Origin of the sequence: Streptomyces sp. NPDC051582 (assembly GCF_040681715.1) — a bacterium.
Classification (GTDB): domain Bacteria; phylum Actinomycetota; class Actinomycetes; order Streptomycetales; family Streptomycetaceae; genus Streptomyces.
In genome coordinates this window covers 22,334-37,260 of sequence record NZ_JBFAZJ010000012.1, presented here as the reverse complement: position 1 = coordinate 37,260, position 14,927 = coordinate 22,334, and the positions used below count along the sequence as shown (strand labels likewise).

The window sequence follows — 14,927 nt, the reverse complement described above, 5'->3', positions numbered from 1 at the left end:
CGGCTCGATCATCGGCGAACAGGCCGTACCCCCGCGCATCGCCGCGGCCCTCTACCAGGCGGCCGCCCGGATCCCGGGCGTCGTCGTCCAGCACTCCCGGGACGCCGTCGGGCGCGACGGGATCAAACCCGGAACCGTCGTGGAGCGGACGGCGGCCCTGGAGCGGAGCGTGGTGAACGGGCGGAAGGAACGCCCGGCCGCCGCCCGGCGCGCGGCCTGACACCGGGCCGGGCGCGCGGCCCCGCGTGTCCGACCGGGACCTGCCCGGTTCCGTCCGCGCGCGTCCCGGGCCCGGCCGACGGAACCGGCGGCGATCAGCTGAGGACCACGAGCCGGCGGGTCGCCCGGGTCATGGCGACATAGCGGTCGACCGCCCCTTCGACGCCCTCGCCGAAGTCCTCGGGGCGGATGAGCACGACCAGGTCGAACTCCAGGCCCTTCGACAGCTCCGGGGTCAGGGAGCGGACGCGCGGCGTCGCGCCGAAGGACGGGTCGCCGATGACGCAGGCGGTCCCCTCGGCGTGCGCCGCGAGCCAGTCGTCGAGGACCGCGTGCAGATCCGTCACCGATCCGTGCGTGACGGGGATGCCGCTGCTGCGGATGGACGTCGGCACGTTCGCGTCGGGCAGGGCCGCCCGGATGACCGGCTCCGCCTGCGCCATGACCTCTTCCGGCGTGCGGTAGTTGATGCTCAGCGAGGCCACGTCGATCCGGTCGAACCCGACCCGCTCCAGCCGCTCCCGCCACGACTCCGTGAACCCGTGCCTCGCCTGCGCACGGTCCCCGACGATCGTGAAGCTCCGGGAGGGGCAGCGCAGCAGCAGCATCTGCCACTGCGCGTCGGTCAGCTCCTGGGCCTCGTCCACGACGATGTGCGCGAACGGGCCGGCGAGCCGGTCCGGGTCGGCGCCCGGCAGGGCCCTCTCGTCGATCAGGCTCTCCTGGAGGTCCCTCCCGCGCAGCATCCGCACCGCGCCCTCGCTGTCGTCGCCGGCCGAATTGAAATCGGCGGCCGCCAGGATGTCGTCGATCACCCCGGCCATGCGCTCGCGTTCGGCCGCGACGGCCGCGTCGTGCCGGTGCTTGCGCCGTGCCGCCTCCGGGTCGCCGAGCCGCTGCCGCGCCGCGTCGAGGAGCGGCAGGTCGGACACGGTCCAGGCGTGGGCGTCCGCACGCTGCAGCATCCGTACGTCCTCGCGGGCGAGCCACGGAGCGCACAGCCGCAGGTAGGCCGGTACCGACCACAGGTCTCCGACGAGGTCGGCCGCTTCGAGCAGCGGCCACGCGCGGTTGACGGCCGCGACCAGCTCCTCGTCGTGCAGCAGCGCCCTGCGCAGCCCCTCGGGCGACACCCCGTCGTGGTCGTCGCCGTCGTCGAGCTTGTCCATCAGGATCGTGAGCAGGCCGTCCCAGATCTGCTCGCGCGCCTCGTTGTGCGCAACGCCGGCCGCCTCTTCGAACGCCTCGGTCCAGTCGGCGGCGCTCAGCCACAGGTCGGCCCAGGGGGTGGAGACCGTCATGCCCTCGGTGGGCGGCTCTTCGTAGATCCCGACGGCCTTCTCGATCGCCTTCACCATGTCCGCCGACGACTTCAGGCGGGCCACGGCGGGGTCCGCCTCGTCCGGTGCTCCGGCGCCCTCGGGGAGGAGGTCGCGCACCGTGCAGGTCTGCACCCCCTCCTCGCCGAGGCTGGGGAGGACGTCGGCCACGTAGTTCAGGTACGGCTGGTGCGGGCCGACGAAGAGCACTCCGCCCCGCCGGTGCCCGAGGCGCGGGTCGGAGTAGAGGAGGTGGGCGGTGCGGTGCAGGGCGACGACCGTCTTGCCGGTACCCGGACCGCCGTCGACGACGAGCGCGCCGCGGGAACCCGCGCGGATGACGGCGTCCTGGTCGGCCTGGATGGTGCCGAGCACGTCGCGCATCCGGGGCGAGCGCGTGCCGCCCAGGCTGGCGATGAAAGCGGACTGGTCGTCGAGCGCGGCATGCCCTTCGAACCCCTCGTCCGTGAACACCTCGTCCCAGTAGTCGCCGATCCGACCGCGGGTCCAGCGGTACCTGCGACGGCTCGCCAGGCCCATCGGGTCGGCGTGCGTCGCGGCGAAGAACGGCTCGGCGGCGGGGGAGCGCCAGTCGATCAGCAGCCGGCGGCCGGCGCCGTCGGTGAGGCCGAGCCGTCCGATGTACACGGGCTCGGCGTCGACCGCGCCGACGATGCGCCCGAGGCACAGGTCCAGTCCGAAGCGGCGCAGGGTGCGCAGCCGGGAGGTGAGCCGGTGGATCTCGCTGTCCCGCTCCATCGCCTCCCGGCCCAGGCCGCCGGGCGCCTTGCGGAGCTCGTCGAGGCGGTCGGACAGTTCGGTGACGGTCTGGTCGAGGCTGTGGGCGAGGCCCGCGAAGTGCTGCTCCTCGCGGGCGATCAGGGCGGGGTGGGCCTTGGGGGAGAGGTGGTCGGGGAGGTCGAACGCGCTGGTGGTCTTCGTTGTCAACACAGGCACCCCGTGCATCTCCTATTTCCGCTGCTTGTGGCTACGAGCTGCGATTTTGCGGGATGACGGGGGCCTTGCCGCAAGCCCCCCCGTGCGCTATATGTTGAGAGTGGCAAGGGGTGGGTTCTCCCCCTGCCGCCGTCCCCTCTCCCGCAGCGGCCTCGAAGAATCTGCCGCGTGCTTGTCACACTCCCGTGCCGGGATCCGTCAGCCCGATGAAGGCAACGCCGACGACGGCGATGCGCAAGACCTGAGGGAGACGGCGATGCAGACTCGTACGATCACGGCGGACGTACCGGCGGGACCGCGGATGGCGCAGGACCCGATGGAGCTCGTCCCCGAGCTGGCGGAGGTGTCGGCGGCGCTGTTCAAGGCCACCGGCAACCGCTCCGTACCGCGTACGACGATCAGCCTGTTGCAGCTGCGGGCCGGCCAGGTCGTCGGCAACACCTACCTGACCGTCCTGCACACGGGCATGCTCCGCAAGGCGGGGGAGTCCGAGGAGCGGATCACGGCCGTGGCGTCGTGGCAGGACGCCCCGTACTTCAGCGGCGCCGAACGTGCCGCGCTGGCACTGGTCGAAGCCGTGCTCCGGCCGTCCGCCGGCGGGGAGCGGGTCTGCGACGAGCTGTACGCCGAGGTGGCCGGGCACTACGGGGCGAAGGCGCTCGCGACCTTGATGATCGCGATAGGGCAGGTCAACTTCTTCGTCCCGATCGCGCTCATCGCCAAGCCGCTGCCGGGACGGTCGTTCACCGATCCGTGGAACTGAGCGCGGTGGGGGCGCGTGCCGTCGCGGCCAAGGGCCCCAGTCCGCACGTGGGTTACCCCTGGCCTGCCAGTGCGCTGTCGGCGGAGGCGAGGATGTTGCGGAAGGTACGGGTGATCACCGGCCGCGCGAGGCGGCGGGTGAGGAAGGCGCCGATCAGCGGTACGGGAATCTCGGCGCGGGTGGTCCAGCGCACGTGCGTACCGCCGTCGACCTCGGTGAAGGTCATGCGGCCGAGTTCGTGCCGGGACGGCGGAAGGCTGCGGTCGACCACGTACTCCGTGGCGTACGGAGGGTCGTAGAGGGTGATGCGCTCGCGGAACGCGCCGATGAGCCAGAGGTGGTCGCGGATCGCACCGACGCCGTACGGAGCCTCCGCACCCCTCCGGGTCAGACGGCAGCGCAGCACCAGGGGTGAACGCGTGTAGTTGGTGGTCGTGGTGAGCCAGGAGAACACCTCCTGGACCGGAGCGGCGATGACGCGTTCCACGGTCATGGTTTCCACGGCTGACGGCCTCCTCTGTCGAGTGGCAGCACCGTCTCGGCGCGGTGCAGCTTGTCCGGGTTGCGCACGCCGTACAGGCCGGTGATCCGTCCGTCGTCGATCTCGAACGCGACCAGCCAGTCGAGTTCGCCACCGGTGACGAAGCGGGCCGCCGGCATGCCGTTGTACGTGGCGTGCTCGACGCGGGTCGCGGCGGTCGTGGTACGCAGCACGCCGAGGACGAACCGCGCCACGTCCGCGGCGCCGGTGATCGGGCGGCGGGCGGCGACCACCTTCCCGCCGCCGTCGGAGATCTGGACGACGTCCGGCGCCAACAGGTCCATCAGGGCCTGCACTTCGCCGCCGGCCGCCGCGGTCAGGAAACGCCGGACGATCTCCCGGGTGGAGTCGGAGTCCGGTTCGAAGCGGCGCCGCCGCGCGTGGACGTGACGGCGTGCCCGGTGGGCGGTCTGCCGGATCGCCGCCTCGTTCTTGCCGATCGAGGCGGCGATCTCGGCGTGGGTGTACCCGAACACGTCGTGCAGGACGAACACCGCGCGCTCGGTGGGGCTCAGCGTCTCCAGGACGAGCAGCATGGCCATCGACACCGACTCGGCGAGGACCACGTCCTCGCTCAGCTCCGGCGCGGTGCGGATCGGCTCGGGCAGCCACGTGCCGACGTACTCCTCGCGCCGCGCCCTGACGGCGCGCAGGTGGTTGAGCGCCTGCCGGGTCACGGTGCGCACGAGATAGGCGCGCGGATGGTCGACCGCGCCCCGGTCGACCGCGCTCCACCGCAGGTAGCTCTCCTGCACCACGTCCTCGGCATCGGCGGCGCTGCCCAGCATCTCGTAGGCGATGGTGAACAGCAGCGGTCGGTGCTCACTGAAGGCGTCGTCGTCGATCACACCCGACCCCCACCACGCACGGCCACTTGGGCATCACATCCGGCTCCTCTCCCGACACCCCATGGAGACACCCGGCCCCGCCCGAACGTGACAACCCGCCGCTGTGATTCAGCTCACGGCCGGCTTGAGGGTGTTCTCGCACCACTGGCGGAACGTGGTCGGCGTCGTCGACTCGGGAGTGCGCGGGGCGGCGTTGTCGAGGCCCTGGTTCTTGGCGTCGAACATGTCGACCATGCCCTGCGCCATCGGCTCGGTCATGCCGAACCCGGTCATCCGCTCCTTCAGCGCCGCGCCCGGAATCTGCCGGTAGCCGATCTCCGTTCCCAGGACCTCCGAGATGATCTGCGCCATCTCGTGGGGGGAGACGTCCTCGGGGCCGAGGCAGGCGACTTCGCCCGATCCCCGCCAGGAGTCGTCGAGCAGGAGCCGTGCCGCGGTGCCGGCGATGTCGGCGGTCGCGACGAACGGGCTCTTCAGGTCCGGGTCGATCGTCATGAAGAACGCCTGCTGTTCCCTGAGCGCGCTCGTCTGGTGGAGCAGGTTGTGCATGAACGAGGGGCAGACCACGGCCCGGTACGCCACGCCGGACGCGGCGATCAGGTCGTCCATCGCCAGCGAGGCGGTGACCGGGCCGGCGTGCGCGGCCATCGGCGTCCCGCGGCCCAGCGCCGAGATGCCGACGACGCGGCCGACGCCGTGGCGTACGAAGGCCTCGCACGCGGGGCGGGTGAAGTCGACGAAGGAGGCTTCGGCGCTCGGCGCCGCCGGGTCGGCCGGCGCGAGCCAGAACACGGCCTCGGCGCCGTCACACGCCCGGTCGATCACGGCGGCATCGCCGTGCGAGCCCGTGACGATCTCGGCGCGCTCGCGTACGTATGGTGCGAGGCGCGAGGGATCGCGGACGACGAGGCGCAGCGGTGCGCCGCGGTCGAGCAGGTCGTCGACGAGAAGACGGCCGATGGTGCTGGTGGGTGCGGTGATGACGATCATCTGGGTTCCTCTGCGAGTGCGAGTGCGAGTGCGAGTGCGAGTGCGGCCGTAGCCGTCGGGTGTCAGGACGGGCGGGGGATGTAGGCGAGGCCGTGGGCGCCGGGCTCGGTGCGCTTGGGGATGTCCAGCCGGGCCAGGACCCGCAGTGCGTGCAGGTCGACGATGTCGACGGTGGAGGAGGCGACGCAGGCCACGTACCCGAGCCTGCCGTCGGGGGAGGAGGTGATGGTCAGCGGGCAGAGCCCGACCTGCACCTCGCCCAGCTCCTTGCGCGTCTCGGCGTCGAACACCCTGAGCCGTCCCGGCGCGTGGCGCCGGACCCGCGACACCGGGTCGGGCTCCCCGCCCAGTTCGCCCGCGAGCAGCAGTCCGGTCGGCGTCAGGTGCACGGGCATCGCGACGTCCGCGGTGGGCAGGGTGTCGACGACGGACGCCGTCCGGGTGTCGATGACCCGGATGCCGGTGGCCGGCCGGTCCTGCGCGATGGCGGAGAAGGGGCGGGCGTAGGGTCCGGCGACGAAGACGTACGCGCCGTCGGCGGAGACGGCGAGGCCCTCGCTCCCCGGTACCTCGATCTTCGCGGTGAGGGTGCCCCGTTCGAGGTCGACGACCGAGACGAACGGCGCCTCCTTGTTGGTGGCGTAGCCCGTCCGCCCGGCCGGATCGATGGCGAACCAGTGCGGTACGGGGGCGTCCGTGGGGATCCTGCCCAGGGCCGTACGGGTTTCCGCGTCGATCACCACGATCCCGCCGGGCCGATCCTCCGAGGCTTCCACGGTGACGTACAGGCGGCCGCGCGCCGGGTCCAGCGCCAGCCCGTGCGGTCCGTGCTCCGGGGCCAGGTCGACGACCTCGACTATGCGGCGGGTGTCGGGGTCGATGACGGTCAGCTCCGTGCGCCGGCCGCTGTTGGCGCCGTAGTGGCCGGAGCTGTACGTGGTGGCGCACCACAACAGTCGCCTGACGGGGTCGAAGAGCAACTCGTGTGGTTCGGGCGGGACTTCCAGTGTGCTGAGGTGCCTGTCGGTGGCCGCGTCGAAGAACGAGACCGACGATCCGCTCTGGCTGATCACGGCCAGGACGTCGCCGTCCCGGCCGTCGCGGGGAGAGAGCTGCACAGCGGGCTCCTTGAGCGGGGCGAGGGGGTGCCACGCGTTTTCGCGGGCATCCCCACTCTCGGCCGCCAAAAGGTCCGCGACAATGCAAGGATCGGCATCCAATCCTTGACTCAGAGAGCAAAAATGCAGGTCGACGAAGGGGTGGGGAGGGCGGGGCGCCGTCAGCCGCTTCGGGGAGTGGTCGGCTCGTGGCCGGGATACACGTGACCGGGGGTCACGATGGAGGTGACCGCCTGGCCGAAGAGCGTGCTGGGCTCCTGGTTCCCGTACTGGTCGTCCGTGTTGAGGAGGATGACCATGGTCGCCCGGGCCTGCGGCAGGTAGACCGGCAGGACCTCGTACCCGGGGATCGAGCCGTTGTGGCCGATCCAGCCCTGGACGTTGAAGATGCCCAGCCCGTATCCGTCACCGGGAAGGTTCATCGGGGTCGTCTTCAGGCGTTCGGCCTGGGTCGCGGGCGTCAGCAGCCTGCCGGTGGCGAGGGTCTGGGCCCAGCTGTGCAGGTCTTGGAGGTCGGAGATCATCGCTCCGGCGGCCCAGGCCCAGGAGGGGTTCCAGTGGGTGGAGTCCTCGATCTTGCCGGAGGCCGTCTGGTCGGTGTAGCCGTGGGCGTACGGATCCGGCATGGCGGCACTCGTCGGGAAGACCGTGTGCCGCAGCCCCGCCGGTGCCAGGACCTCCTGCGTGATGACCTCGTGGAGCGGGCGGCCGGTGACCTTCTCGACGACCAGGCCGAGCAGGATCAGGTTCGTGTTGGAGTAGTCGAACCGCGCGCCCGGCTGGAACTGCACGGGGTGCTTGAAGGAGAAGTCGAGCAATTGCCGTGGCGTCATGCCCCGTTCCGGATCGGCCTGGAGTTTCTTGACGAAGCCTTCGTCCAGGCTGTAGTTGAAGAGCCCGCTGCGCATGCCGGCCAGTTGGCGCAGGGTGATGCGGTCCCCGTTCGGAACCCCCGTGACGTACGTGCCGATCGGATCGTCCAGAGCGATCTTCTTCTGGTCGACCAGCTGGAGGAGGGCGGTGACCGTGAACGTCTTGGTCTCGCTGCCGATGCGTACGTGGAGGTCGGTCGCCATCGGTGCGCGCGTCGCCTTGTCGGCCACGCCGAAGGTCTTCACGTAACTCCCCTTGCCGGGGGCCCACAGACCCACGGTCACGCCCGGCACCCGCGTCTCGCGCATGACCTGACGTATGGCCGCGTCCAGGCGCGCCGCGACGGCCGGTGTGAGCTGCGCGAAGTCCGCGTCGGTGGCCGGGGAGGGGGCGGGAGCGGGCACCGTCCGAGCGGTCGTCGTCCCACGGGCGGTCGTCGTCCCGTGAGCGGTCGTTGCGTGGGCGGCCGAGCGGGCGGCGGCCGCCGGGCCGATGAGCAGGCCTGCGGTGGCGGCGGCCACGCAGGCCCGGCGCAGCCGGATGTGGGTTCGCTTCACGGCACGTTCTCCCGCCGTCCGAGGGCCCCGGGCAACGTCACCAGGGTAGGCCCGGGCCACCGCGGTCGCGCGGCGAGCCGTGTGCCGGGGGCACCGCTCGCGGCGCGACGTCGTCAACAGGTGGTCAGGCCCCGCAGAACGGCGCGGTCCGTACGGATCCGCCGAGGTTCTCGTCGTCGGTGCCGAGGAGGGCTTCGCCGGATCCCGCCAGGCACTCGACCCCCTCGATCCGGTACCGGGGGAACGTGCCGAGCACGGTCGGGGACGGCGCGAGAGTGACGCGTACCCGGCCGGCGGCCGAGACGGTCACGCGGCCCGCCTCGCTCACCGCGGAGTCGAACGGGCCGTCATCGCCGGCGTCCGCCGCCGAACTCACGATGATCCGCCCGGAGTCGGTCACCGAGATGTCGGAGATGTGCCGCGTCGCTCCGGCGTCGGGATACGGTGCCCGGTAGGCGCGGCGGGTGACGCTGCCGAACAGCGGCTGCCCCCACGGTGCGAACGTGAGGGGAGCCGAGTACAGCGTGGCGGGACGGTCCGCCCCCGCTCCGCGGTCCGCCCACAGGGCGGCGAGGTTCCCGTTCCGGGCCACGAGCGCGAAACTCTCGAAGTCGTCGCCCTCCCCGATCGCCGGCAGCGGCGCGTAGTCGACCACCGTGGCGGTGCCGCCGACGACCTTCAGGCGGTAGACGATGCCGCGACTGGCCGACGCCATGTACTCGGAGGGCATCCCGGGGATGGCTTCGATGGCCTCCAGGTCGGAAGGCTCGGGCCCGTCCCAGGTGATCGGGGAGACGTCGTCCGAGCCCTCCCGGTGCGTGATCCGGGACAGGCGCTTCTGTCCGGTCCGCTTGCTGTCGTGCACGACCAGCGCGTGCACTCCGGCTCCGTCCGCGGTACGGCCTTCGAACGCGATGCCGCTGACACCGCCGAGGGCGTCCTCGCCCACCTTCTGCCATGTGCCGGCCGCGCCGGCCTGGGTGGTGCCGAGCATCGTCAGCAGCGCCGTCGCCGCGGCCGACCAAGCCGCGCGCTGCAACTTCGGGAGCTTCACTGGGATCGTTCGCCTTCCCTCTGACAGACGCGATGTCACGCGCCGGGAGGCAGGTTATTGATCATGGTCGGTGCAGCTCAACGACCCTTACGCCATGTGGGGGGAGCGCGAAGGAGTGACGGCCTCGCACCCGGAGCGGCTGTCGTTCGGCCCCCTGGGGTGGTGCAGGTGCAAAAGTGTAGTCGTTGCACTTTCATATCCGCTGTGCTCTTCTGGGGGCATGAGTACCTCAACCCTGCCCCGCATCGCGATCATCGGAGCCGGACCCGGCGGCCTGACCTGTGCCCGCATCCTCCAGCGCCACGGCATCTCCGCCACGGTCTACGACCGGGACGCCTCCCGCTCCGCCCGCGACCAGGGCGGCACCCTCGACATGCATCCCGAATCCGGCCAGAAGGCCCTGCGGGAAGCCGGACTGCTCGACGGGTTCGCGGCGTCGGCCCGCCCCGAAGGCGGGCAGCTGCGTCTGGTCGGCCGCGACGGCCGGGTCCTGCTCGACACGGCCCCGCCCGAGCTCGACGGCGCGACCGGCGCCGTCGTGGGCAGTCCCGAAATCGACCGGGGCCGGCTGCGCGACCTCCTGCTGAACTCGCTCCACCCCGACACCGTGCGCTGGAACCACGGGCTCGCCCACGTCGAGCCCCTCACCGTGGGCGTCCACCGCCTGCACTTCGCCGACGGCGCCACGACCGACGCCGACCTCGTCATCGGCGCCGACGGCGCCTGGTCGACGGTCCGGCGGCGGCTCTCGGACGCGACCCCGATCTACACCGGCGTCACGTTCGTCGAAACCGGCCTCGACGACGCCGACACCCGTCACCCCGCACTCGCCGCGCTCACCGGAGACGGCACCATGATGGCCCTCGACGACAACCGGGGCTTCATCGCCCAGCGCAACGGCAACCGGCACGTACGCGTGTACGTCGGCATGCGCACCGGCGAGAACTGGCACCGGGACGCCGGCCTCGATGCGAGCGACGAAGTCGCCGTACGCGAGGCACTGCTCAAGGAGTTCACCGGCTGGAGCCCCGACCTGCTCGGCTTCATCACCGACACGGACACCGGTTACACCAACCGGCCGCTGTACGCCCTGCCCGTGCCCCACGCCTGGCCGCACACTCCGGGCCTCACCCTCCTCGGTGACGCCGCCCACCTCATGTCGCCGTTCTCCGGCATGGGCGCCAACCTCGCCATGCTCGACGGGGCCGACCTCGCCCGCGCCCTCGTCGACGCCACCACCACGACCGACGACGCCGTCCGCGCCTACGAGGAACTCCTGCTGCCCCGCTCCGCCGCGGCCGCCGAAGGTGCCGCCGAGGGAATCGCCGGCGCCTTCGCGCCCGACAGCGCCGCCCAGACCCTCGCCCACATGACCCGCAACCACTGATCCGATCCCGGCGGCGGGTACGGCGGGTACGGCGGGTACGGCGGGTACGGCGGGTGCGGCGGGTGCTGGTGCCCGGGGTGGCGCACTCGCCGGTCGGTGAGGGCGGGCCCGTCAGAGGCGTACCGCGCTCAGGATCGCCGCCGTGGACGCCATCCGGCCCGGGGGGTCCCAGGTACAGGTGCGGACGGGGTCGAATCCGGCCACCCTCACCATGTTCGCGAGGGTGGTGAGGTCGGCGGGGAGCCACTTCTCGTGGGCCGCGAGGAGGAGGCGGCCACCGGGGCGCAGCACGCGGTGCAGTTCGGTCAGTCCGGCCGGCACGTCGGGCCACAGCTGAAGGTTGTTGACGGAGATCACGACGTCGACCGCGGCGTCGGCCGCGCCGGTCCGTGCGGCAGAGCCGGCGGCGAGGTGGAGCCGGCCGCGGGCGATCGGGGACGCGCAGCGGCGGCGGGCCATGGCGAGCATGACGCCGGAAGGGTCGACACCGATCACGTGGGCGCAGCGGCGGGCCGCGGCTTCGAGCCCGACCCCGGGGCCGGGCCCGACGACCAGGACCACGTCCTGCTCGCCGGGCTCGGCGAGGGCGACGGCATGGAGCTCGGTGGCTGCGTTCCCGTGCGCCATGAGCCGGCCCCCGAGGCGGCCGAGCAGCCCGCTGGGCCGGCCGAACGCCTTGGTCAGGAGGCGCTGAGTGATGCTCTCCACGCCGCCATGGAACCACGCGGGCGCGCCCGTCGCGGGCATTGCCGTCGCCCGTACGCTCACCGGAAGAAGAAGGGCCTCGTGGTAGATTCGAGGGGTTCGTGCACAGGTGGACGTAGGGATGAAAGGGAGGTGGGGTCGATGGCCGCGCACAAGGCCACTGCGCAGCGCAGCGCCCGGACCGCCCTCACGTCCCGGGCGACGGCCTGACCCGGCCGACCCCGCCTCGCCGAGAGCGTGAGCTCGCGAGGCAGTCCCCGCACGAACCGACCATGAAACGGATCTCCATCCCTCATGCGTACCCACAGCAACCGGATCACGCGCGCCGAGACCCGCGCGGACATCCCGGCCGTCCGCGCCATCAACCTCGCCGCGTTCGAGACCCCGCTCGAAGCCGACCTCGTCGACGCCCTGCGCGCCGACTCCGCCTGGATCGACGGCCTCTCGATCGTCTCCGTCGACGGTGACGGCAGGCCCGTCGGCCACGCGCTGCTCACCCGCTGCCACATCGGCGACACCGAGGCCCTGTGCCTGGCCCCCGTCGCCGTACTGCCCGGGTACCAGAAGACCGGCGTCGGCTCCGCCGCCGTCCGCGCGGCTCTGCGGGCCGCCCAGGACATGGGCGAGCGCTTCGTCACCGTCCTCGGACACCCGGCGTACTACCCGCGGTTCGGGTTCACCCGGGCTTCGACCCACGGCATCGGCCTGAGCATCGAGGTCCCGGACGAGGCCATGATGGCCCTCGCGCTCGACGGGGCCCACCCGCTGCCGAGCGGCACCGTCCGCTACGCGGCGCCGTTCGGGATCTGACCACCCGCCCCCGCCCGGGTGAGGGCCGCGCGCCCCTCACCCGGGCCCGGGGCGCGGGTCCTGGTGAGGGGCGCGGGCCGTTCCTGCTAGAAGGCCGAGTGGGTGAACCAGAGGGTGAGCAGGTCCTGGTCGCCGCGCAGATCGAAGGCGTCGCCGCGGCGGTCCAGGCGGCCGTAGAGGAGCAGGAGCAGGTCCTCGGCCGTTCCCCGTACGGCGGCGTCCGCCGCGCGGGCCCCGGAGTCGTCGGCGTCGTCGGCGATCAGCGCGAAACCGTCCGGGCGCAAGCCGACCAGCCAGTCGCCGTCGCCGTCAGTGCAGCTGAAGCGGATGGTCCGGTCGGGAGCCCGCAGTTGGGCGGTGAGCGGCGCGAAGGAGGACGCGAAGGGCAGGTTGGTCAGGAACTCGTCGACGCCGTCGACGGCCAGTGGACGCTCGATGTGCGGGGTGATCCCCAGGGCGAGTTCCGCGTCGGCCCGGTGGACGAGGGTCTCGAAGAGCATGCGCCGGACCCAGAACCGGGCGTGCTGGTCGACTCCCCAGGCCCACATCGGTGCGTCCAGGTCGGTGGCGGCGAACACCTCGGCGGCCTCCGCGGCGCTCACGGCCAGCCAGTCCGGGAGCCCGGCGCGCTCCTTTGGCAGGCGCAGGTCCACGTCACGGCTGGTCGGCGGCTGCTGGACCCGCTGACGGAGCAGCTCGGTGAACCAGCGGTGCACGCTGCCGACGTGCCGGGTGAGGTCCGCGAGGGTCCAGCCGGGGCAGGTCGGCACCGGGGCGGAGAGGTCCGCCGCCTTGACGGTGGCGACGAATCCGGCCGCCTCGGCGGCGACGGCCGCTGTGTGCTGGGCGGGGTTCATGGGTGGGCCCTTCATCTGGTGCTGCTGCCCGGCGGAGAGGATGCTTAAGGATATGGATGATTGACATGCTTAAGTAATGGCGAAGGTAATTCGCGAGCCGGGCGATGTCAACTCCCGGCGCCCACGACCACGCGCGACCCATTGGGCACGTGAGTTCTGAACCCTCTGCCGACATCCGACGTTTCCTGTGTAGGGAGCCTCCCTGGCGCCGTCGAACCGAGAGGGGATTCACTGTGATACGTCCGGTTGTCCAACGCGGTCGGAGCGTGATCGAGGCCGATGCCCCGGCGGTCTTGCCCGGATTGTCCGCACCGGCCTGCCGGAACGCCGATCCGGCCCTGTTCTTCCCGGCGTACGGCGTGCCGCTGAGCCAGGTTCAGATCACGGCCGCCAAGGAGCTGTGCACCGGCTGCCCGGTCCGTGAGGAGTGCCTGGCGATAGCCGTCCGGTCGGACGAGAGCGACGGCATCTGGGGCGGCACCACACCGCTTGAGCGGCGCCGGATGAGGCTGCAACTGGCGCGCATGCGGCAGGGTGCGGAGCTGGCCCGGGCGGTGGTGTCGGGCGAGGAGCCGCAGGTGCTCCAGGCCCTGCGGCCCGCCGTGGTGCACAGCCTCTTCCGGATGGGATGGAACGCCGAACGCATCGGCTGCGCACTGGCCATGACGTCGAGTCAGGTGGACCAGGCCCGGGCCATGGCGGCCCGGTCCCAGGCGTTCCTCGCCCTCATGGAGCGGCACTACCCCAAGGGCTGGACCTGACCGTACCGGCCGTGGTGGCCGACGTGGCGGGCCGTACCGCGATCCCGTCTGCAGCGGCGGCCGCAGGCCCCCGTCGGTGCCGCTCGGTGAGGCTCTCGGCGGTCGGGCAGCCCCGGGGGGAGTTGGGTCTCGTCATGCTAGTGGACTCTCATAACGAGAGCCCGCGGTGCTAAAGTGGAGCCGTGGACACGACGGACACGGGGCGCAGCAACCAGAAGAAGCGCACGCGTACGGCGATCATCGAGGCCGCCCGCGATCTCATCGGCACCGGCGCCGAGGTGACGATGCCGGCGATCGCCCGCGCGGCCCTGGTCTCCGACGCGACCGCCTACCGGTACTTCCCCGACCTTCCGTCGCTGATCAGCGAGGCGCTCGCCGGGGTCTGGCCCGCGCCCGCCGATGCGCTCCGACCGGTCCAGGGTTCCCGGGACCCCGTCGAACGCGTGGCCTTCGCCTGTGAGTTCCTGCTGCGCGGAGTGCTCGCCCGGCAGGGGGCGGTGCGCGCGATGATCTCCGCCACCATCACCCGCCCGGAGGCGGCGTCCGGGCGGCCCGGCATCCGCTTCGGCCTCATCGACGAGGCGCTCGTTCCGCTCCAGGGCGCCTTGGGGGAGGCGGATCCGGCCGCCTTCGCCCAGCTCAAGCGGGATCTCGCGGTGGTCGTCAGCGCGGAAGCCCTGTTCAGCCTCACCGATCTCTGTGGACTCGCCCCCGACGAGGCCGTCGCCAGCGCCGTGAGTACGGCGCGGACCCTGACGGAGGCGGCCGTCCGGGCGATCGGGCAGGGGCGGAACCACCTCACCGGGACCGGCCGGGAGCCGAACGGCCCCCCGGAACGTGTCGCCGCGCCCGACACCGGTCCCGGCGTGGAACCGTTTCCGCATGACTGAAGGATCGGCACCTCACCTCTCCCCGGCGCGGATCACCGTACTGGGCGTCCAACCCGGCAATCCGCCCTTTCGCATCGTGGAGGTGGACGGAGAGTTCGTCGGCAGGGCGATGTCGATGACGGACGTACTGCTGATCGCCGCGGAGGTGGGGGTCCCGATCCACGACCTCGACGACCTGGACGTGGTGCGCTGGGTCGGCGGCGGCAAGTTCACCTGGACCCCGCACTAACCGTGTCACGGCCATGACGAGGTTGCGATGCCAGGGGCGTTCGCCGTCT

The 14,927-nt window shown here is 72.0% G+C and carries 15 protein-coding genes; 6 read left to right on the top strand and 9 right to left on the bottom strand.

What is annotated here, in order from left to right:
- Positions 1-314: 314 nt before the first annotated feature.
- Complete coding sequence (helR, locus tag AB0M92_RS17325; RefSeq protein ID WP_366103196.1) at positions 315-2,486, bottom strand: RNA polymerase recycling motor ATPase HelR; 2,172 nt, start codon at positions 2,484-2,486, stop codon at positions 315-317.
- Positions 2,487-2,751: 265 nt separating this feature from the next.
- Here helR and AB0M92_RS17320 point away from each other — a divergent pair, with 265 nt between their 5' ends.
- Positions 2,752-3,258 (top strand): carboxymuconolactone decarboxylase family protein, encoded by a 507-nt coding sequence (locus AB0M92_RS17320; protein WP_366103011.1) that lies wholly within the window; start codon positions 2,752-2,754, stop codon positions 3,256-3,258.
- 52 nt (positions 3,259-3,310) lie between these two features.
- Here AB0M92_RS17320 and AB0M92_RS17315 read toward each other — a convergent pair whose 3' ends face one another.
- The 6 genes from AB0M92_RS17315 to AB0M92_RS17290 form a co-directional block, all read right to left on the bottom strand.
- The gene (locus tag AB0M92_RS17315; protein WP_366103010.1) at positions 3,311-3,760 is read right to left on the bottom strand and encodes an SRPBCC family protein; all 450 of its coding nucleotides are present in this window, start codon (positions 3,758-3,760) and stop codon (positions 3,311-3,313) included.
- Positions 3,748-4,647, bottom strand: coding sequence for an RNA polymerase sigma-70 factor (locus tag AB0M92_RS17310; protein WP_366103009.1), 900 nt, complete (start codon positions 4,645-4,647; stop codon positions 3,748-3,750). Before AB0M92_RS17310 ends, AB0M92_RS17315 begins: the two co-directional genes overlap by 13 nt.
- Positions 4,648-4,755: 108 nt before the next feature.
- On the bottom strand, positions 4,756-5,637 hold the full coding sequence (locus tag AB0M92_RS17305; RefSeq protein ID WP_366103008.1) for an NAD(P)H-binding protein: 882 nt from the start codon (positions 5,635-5,637) through the stop codon (positions 4,756-4,758).
- A 62-nt stretch (positions 5,638-5,699) separates the two neighbouring features.
- Positions 5,700-6,755, bottom strand: a complete 1,056-nt coding sequence (locus AB0M92_RS17300; protein ID WP_366103007.1) for a YncE family protein — start codon at positions 6,753-6,755, stop codon at positions 5,700-5,702.
- 161 nt (positions 6,756-6,916) lie between these two features.
- Positions 6,917-8,185 (bottom strand): serine hydrolase domain-containing protein, encoded by a 1,269-nt coding sequence (locus AB0M92_RS17295; RefSeq protein WP_366103006.1) that lies wholly within the window; start codon positions 8,183-8,185, stop codon positions 6,917-6,919.
- Between the two features lie 124 nt (positions 8,186-8,309).
- A complete protein-coding gene (locus AB0M92_RS17290; protein WP_366103005.1) occupies positions 8,310-9,239 on the bottom strand; it encodes a hypothetical protein in 930 nt (309 codons plus the stop codon).
- 220 nt (positions 9,240-9,459) lie between these two features.
- Here AB0M92_RS17290 and AB0M92_RS17285 point away from each other — a divergent pair, with 220 nt between their 5' ends.
- Positions 9,460-10,626: an NAD(P)/FAD-dependent oxidoreductase gene (locus AB0M92_RS17285; protein ID WP_366103004.1), complete on the top strand. Its 1,167-nt coding sequence runs from the start codon at positions 9,460-9,462 to the stop codon at positions 10,624-10,626.
- Between the two features lie 111 nt (positions 10,627-10,737).
- Here AB0M92_RS17285 and AB0M92_RS17280 read toward each other — a convergent pair whose 3' ends face one another.
- Entirely contained in the window at positions 10,738-11,334 is a 597-nt protein-coding gene (locus AB0M92_RS17280; protein ID WP_366103003.1) for a class I SAM-dependent methyltransferase, read from the bottom strand.
- Between the two features lie 291 nt (positions 11,335-11,625).
- On the opposite strand from AB0M92_RS17280, the gene AB0M92_RS17275 reads away from it, so the two are divergent.
- Entirely contained in the window at positions 11,626-12,141 is a 516-nt protein-coding gene (locus AB0M92_RS17275; RefSeq protein WP_366103002.1) for an N-acetyltransferase, read from the top strand.
- 86 nt (positions 12,142-12,227) lie between these two features.
- Here the strand turns inward: AB0M92_RS17275 and AB0M92_RS17270 are convergent, their stop codons facing one another.
- Positions 12,228-12,998, bottom strand: a complete 771-nt coding sequence (locus AB0M92_RS17270) for a maleylpyruvate isomerase family mycothiol-dependent enzyme (protein WP_366103001.1) — start codon at positions 12,996-12,998, stop codon at positions 12,228-12,230.
- Between the two features lie 266 nt (positions 12,999-13,264).
- Between AB0M92_RS17270 and AB0M92_RS17265 the strand changes: the two genes are divergently transcribed.
- From AB0M92_RS17265 to AB0M92_RS17255, 3 genes are all read left to right on the top strand, one after another.
- Entirely contained in the window at positions 13,265-13,759 is a 495-nt protein-coding gene (locus AB0M92_RS17265) for a WhiB family transcriptional regulator (protein WP_366103000.1), read from the top strand.
- A gap of 182 nt (positions 13,760-13,941) precedes the next feature.
- The gene (locus AB0M92_RS17260) at positions 13,942-14,649 is read left to right on the top strand and encodes a TetR/AcrR family transcriptional regulator (protein ID WP_366102999.1); all 708 of its coding nucleotides are present in this window, start codon (positions 13,942-13,944) and stop codon (positions 14,647-14,649) included.
- A complete protein-coding gene (locus tag AB0M92_RS17255) occupies positions 14,642-14,878 on the top strand; it encodes a hypothetical protein (protein WP_366102997.1) in 237 nt (78 codons plus the stop codon). The genes AB0M92_RS17260 and AB0M92_RS17255 overlap by 8 nt, the downstream gene beginning before the upstream one ends.
- Positions 14,879-14,927 lie beyond the last annotated feature (49 nt).

What these genes read in the sequence shown, in the direction of transcription:
- AB0M92_RS17255 (WP_366102997.1), top strand. Translation starts at nt 14,642, where the DNA reads ATGACTGAAGGATCGGCACCTCACCTCTCCCCGGCGCGGATCACCGTA.
- AB0M92_RS17270 (WP_366103001.1), bottom strand. Translation starts at nt 12,998, where the DNA reads ATGAACCCCGCCCAGCACACAGCGGCCGTCGCCGCCGAGGCGGCCGGA.
- AB0M92_RS17305 (WP_366103008.1), bottom strand. Translation starts at nt 5,637, where the DNA reads ATGATCGTCATCACCGCACCCACCAGCACCATCGGCCGTCTTCTCGTC.
- AB0M92_RS17320 (WP_366103011.1), top strand. Translation starts at nt 2,752, where the DNA reads ATGCAGACTCGTACGATCACGGCGGACGTACCGGCGGGACCGCGGATG.
- AB0M92_RS17285 (WP_366103004.1), top strand. Translation starts at nt 9,460, where the DNA reads ATGAGTACCTCAACCCTGCCCCGCATCGCGATCATCGGAGCCGGACCC.
- AB0M92_RS17275 (WP_366103002.1), top strand. Translation starts at nt 11,626, where the DNA reads ATGCGTACCCACAGCAACCGGATCACGCGCGCCGAGACCCGCGCGGAC.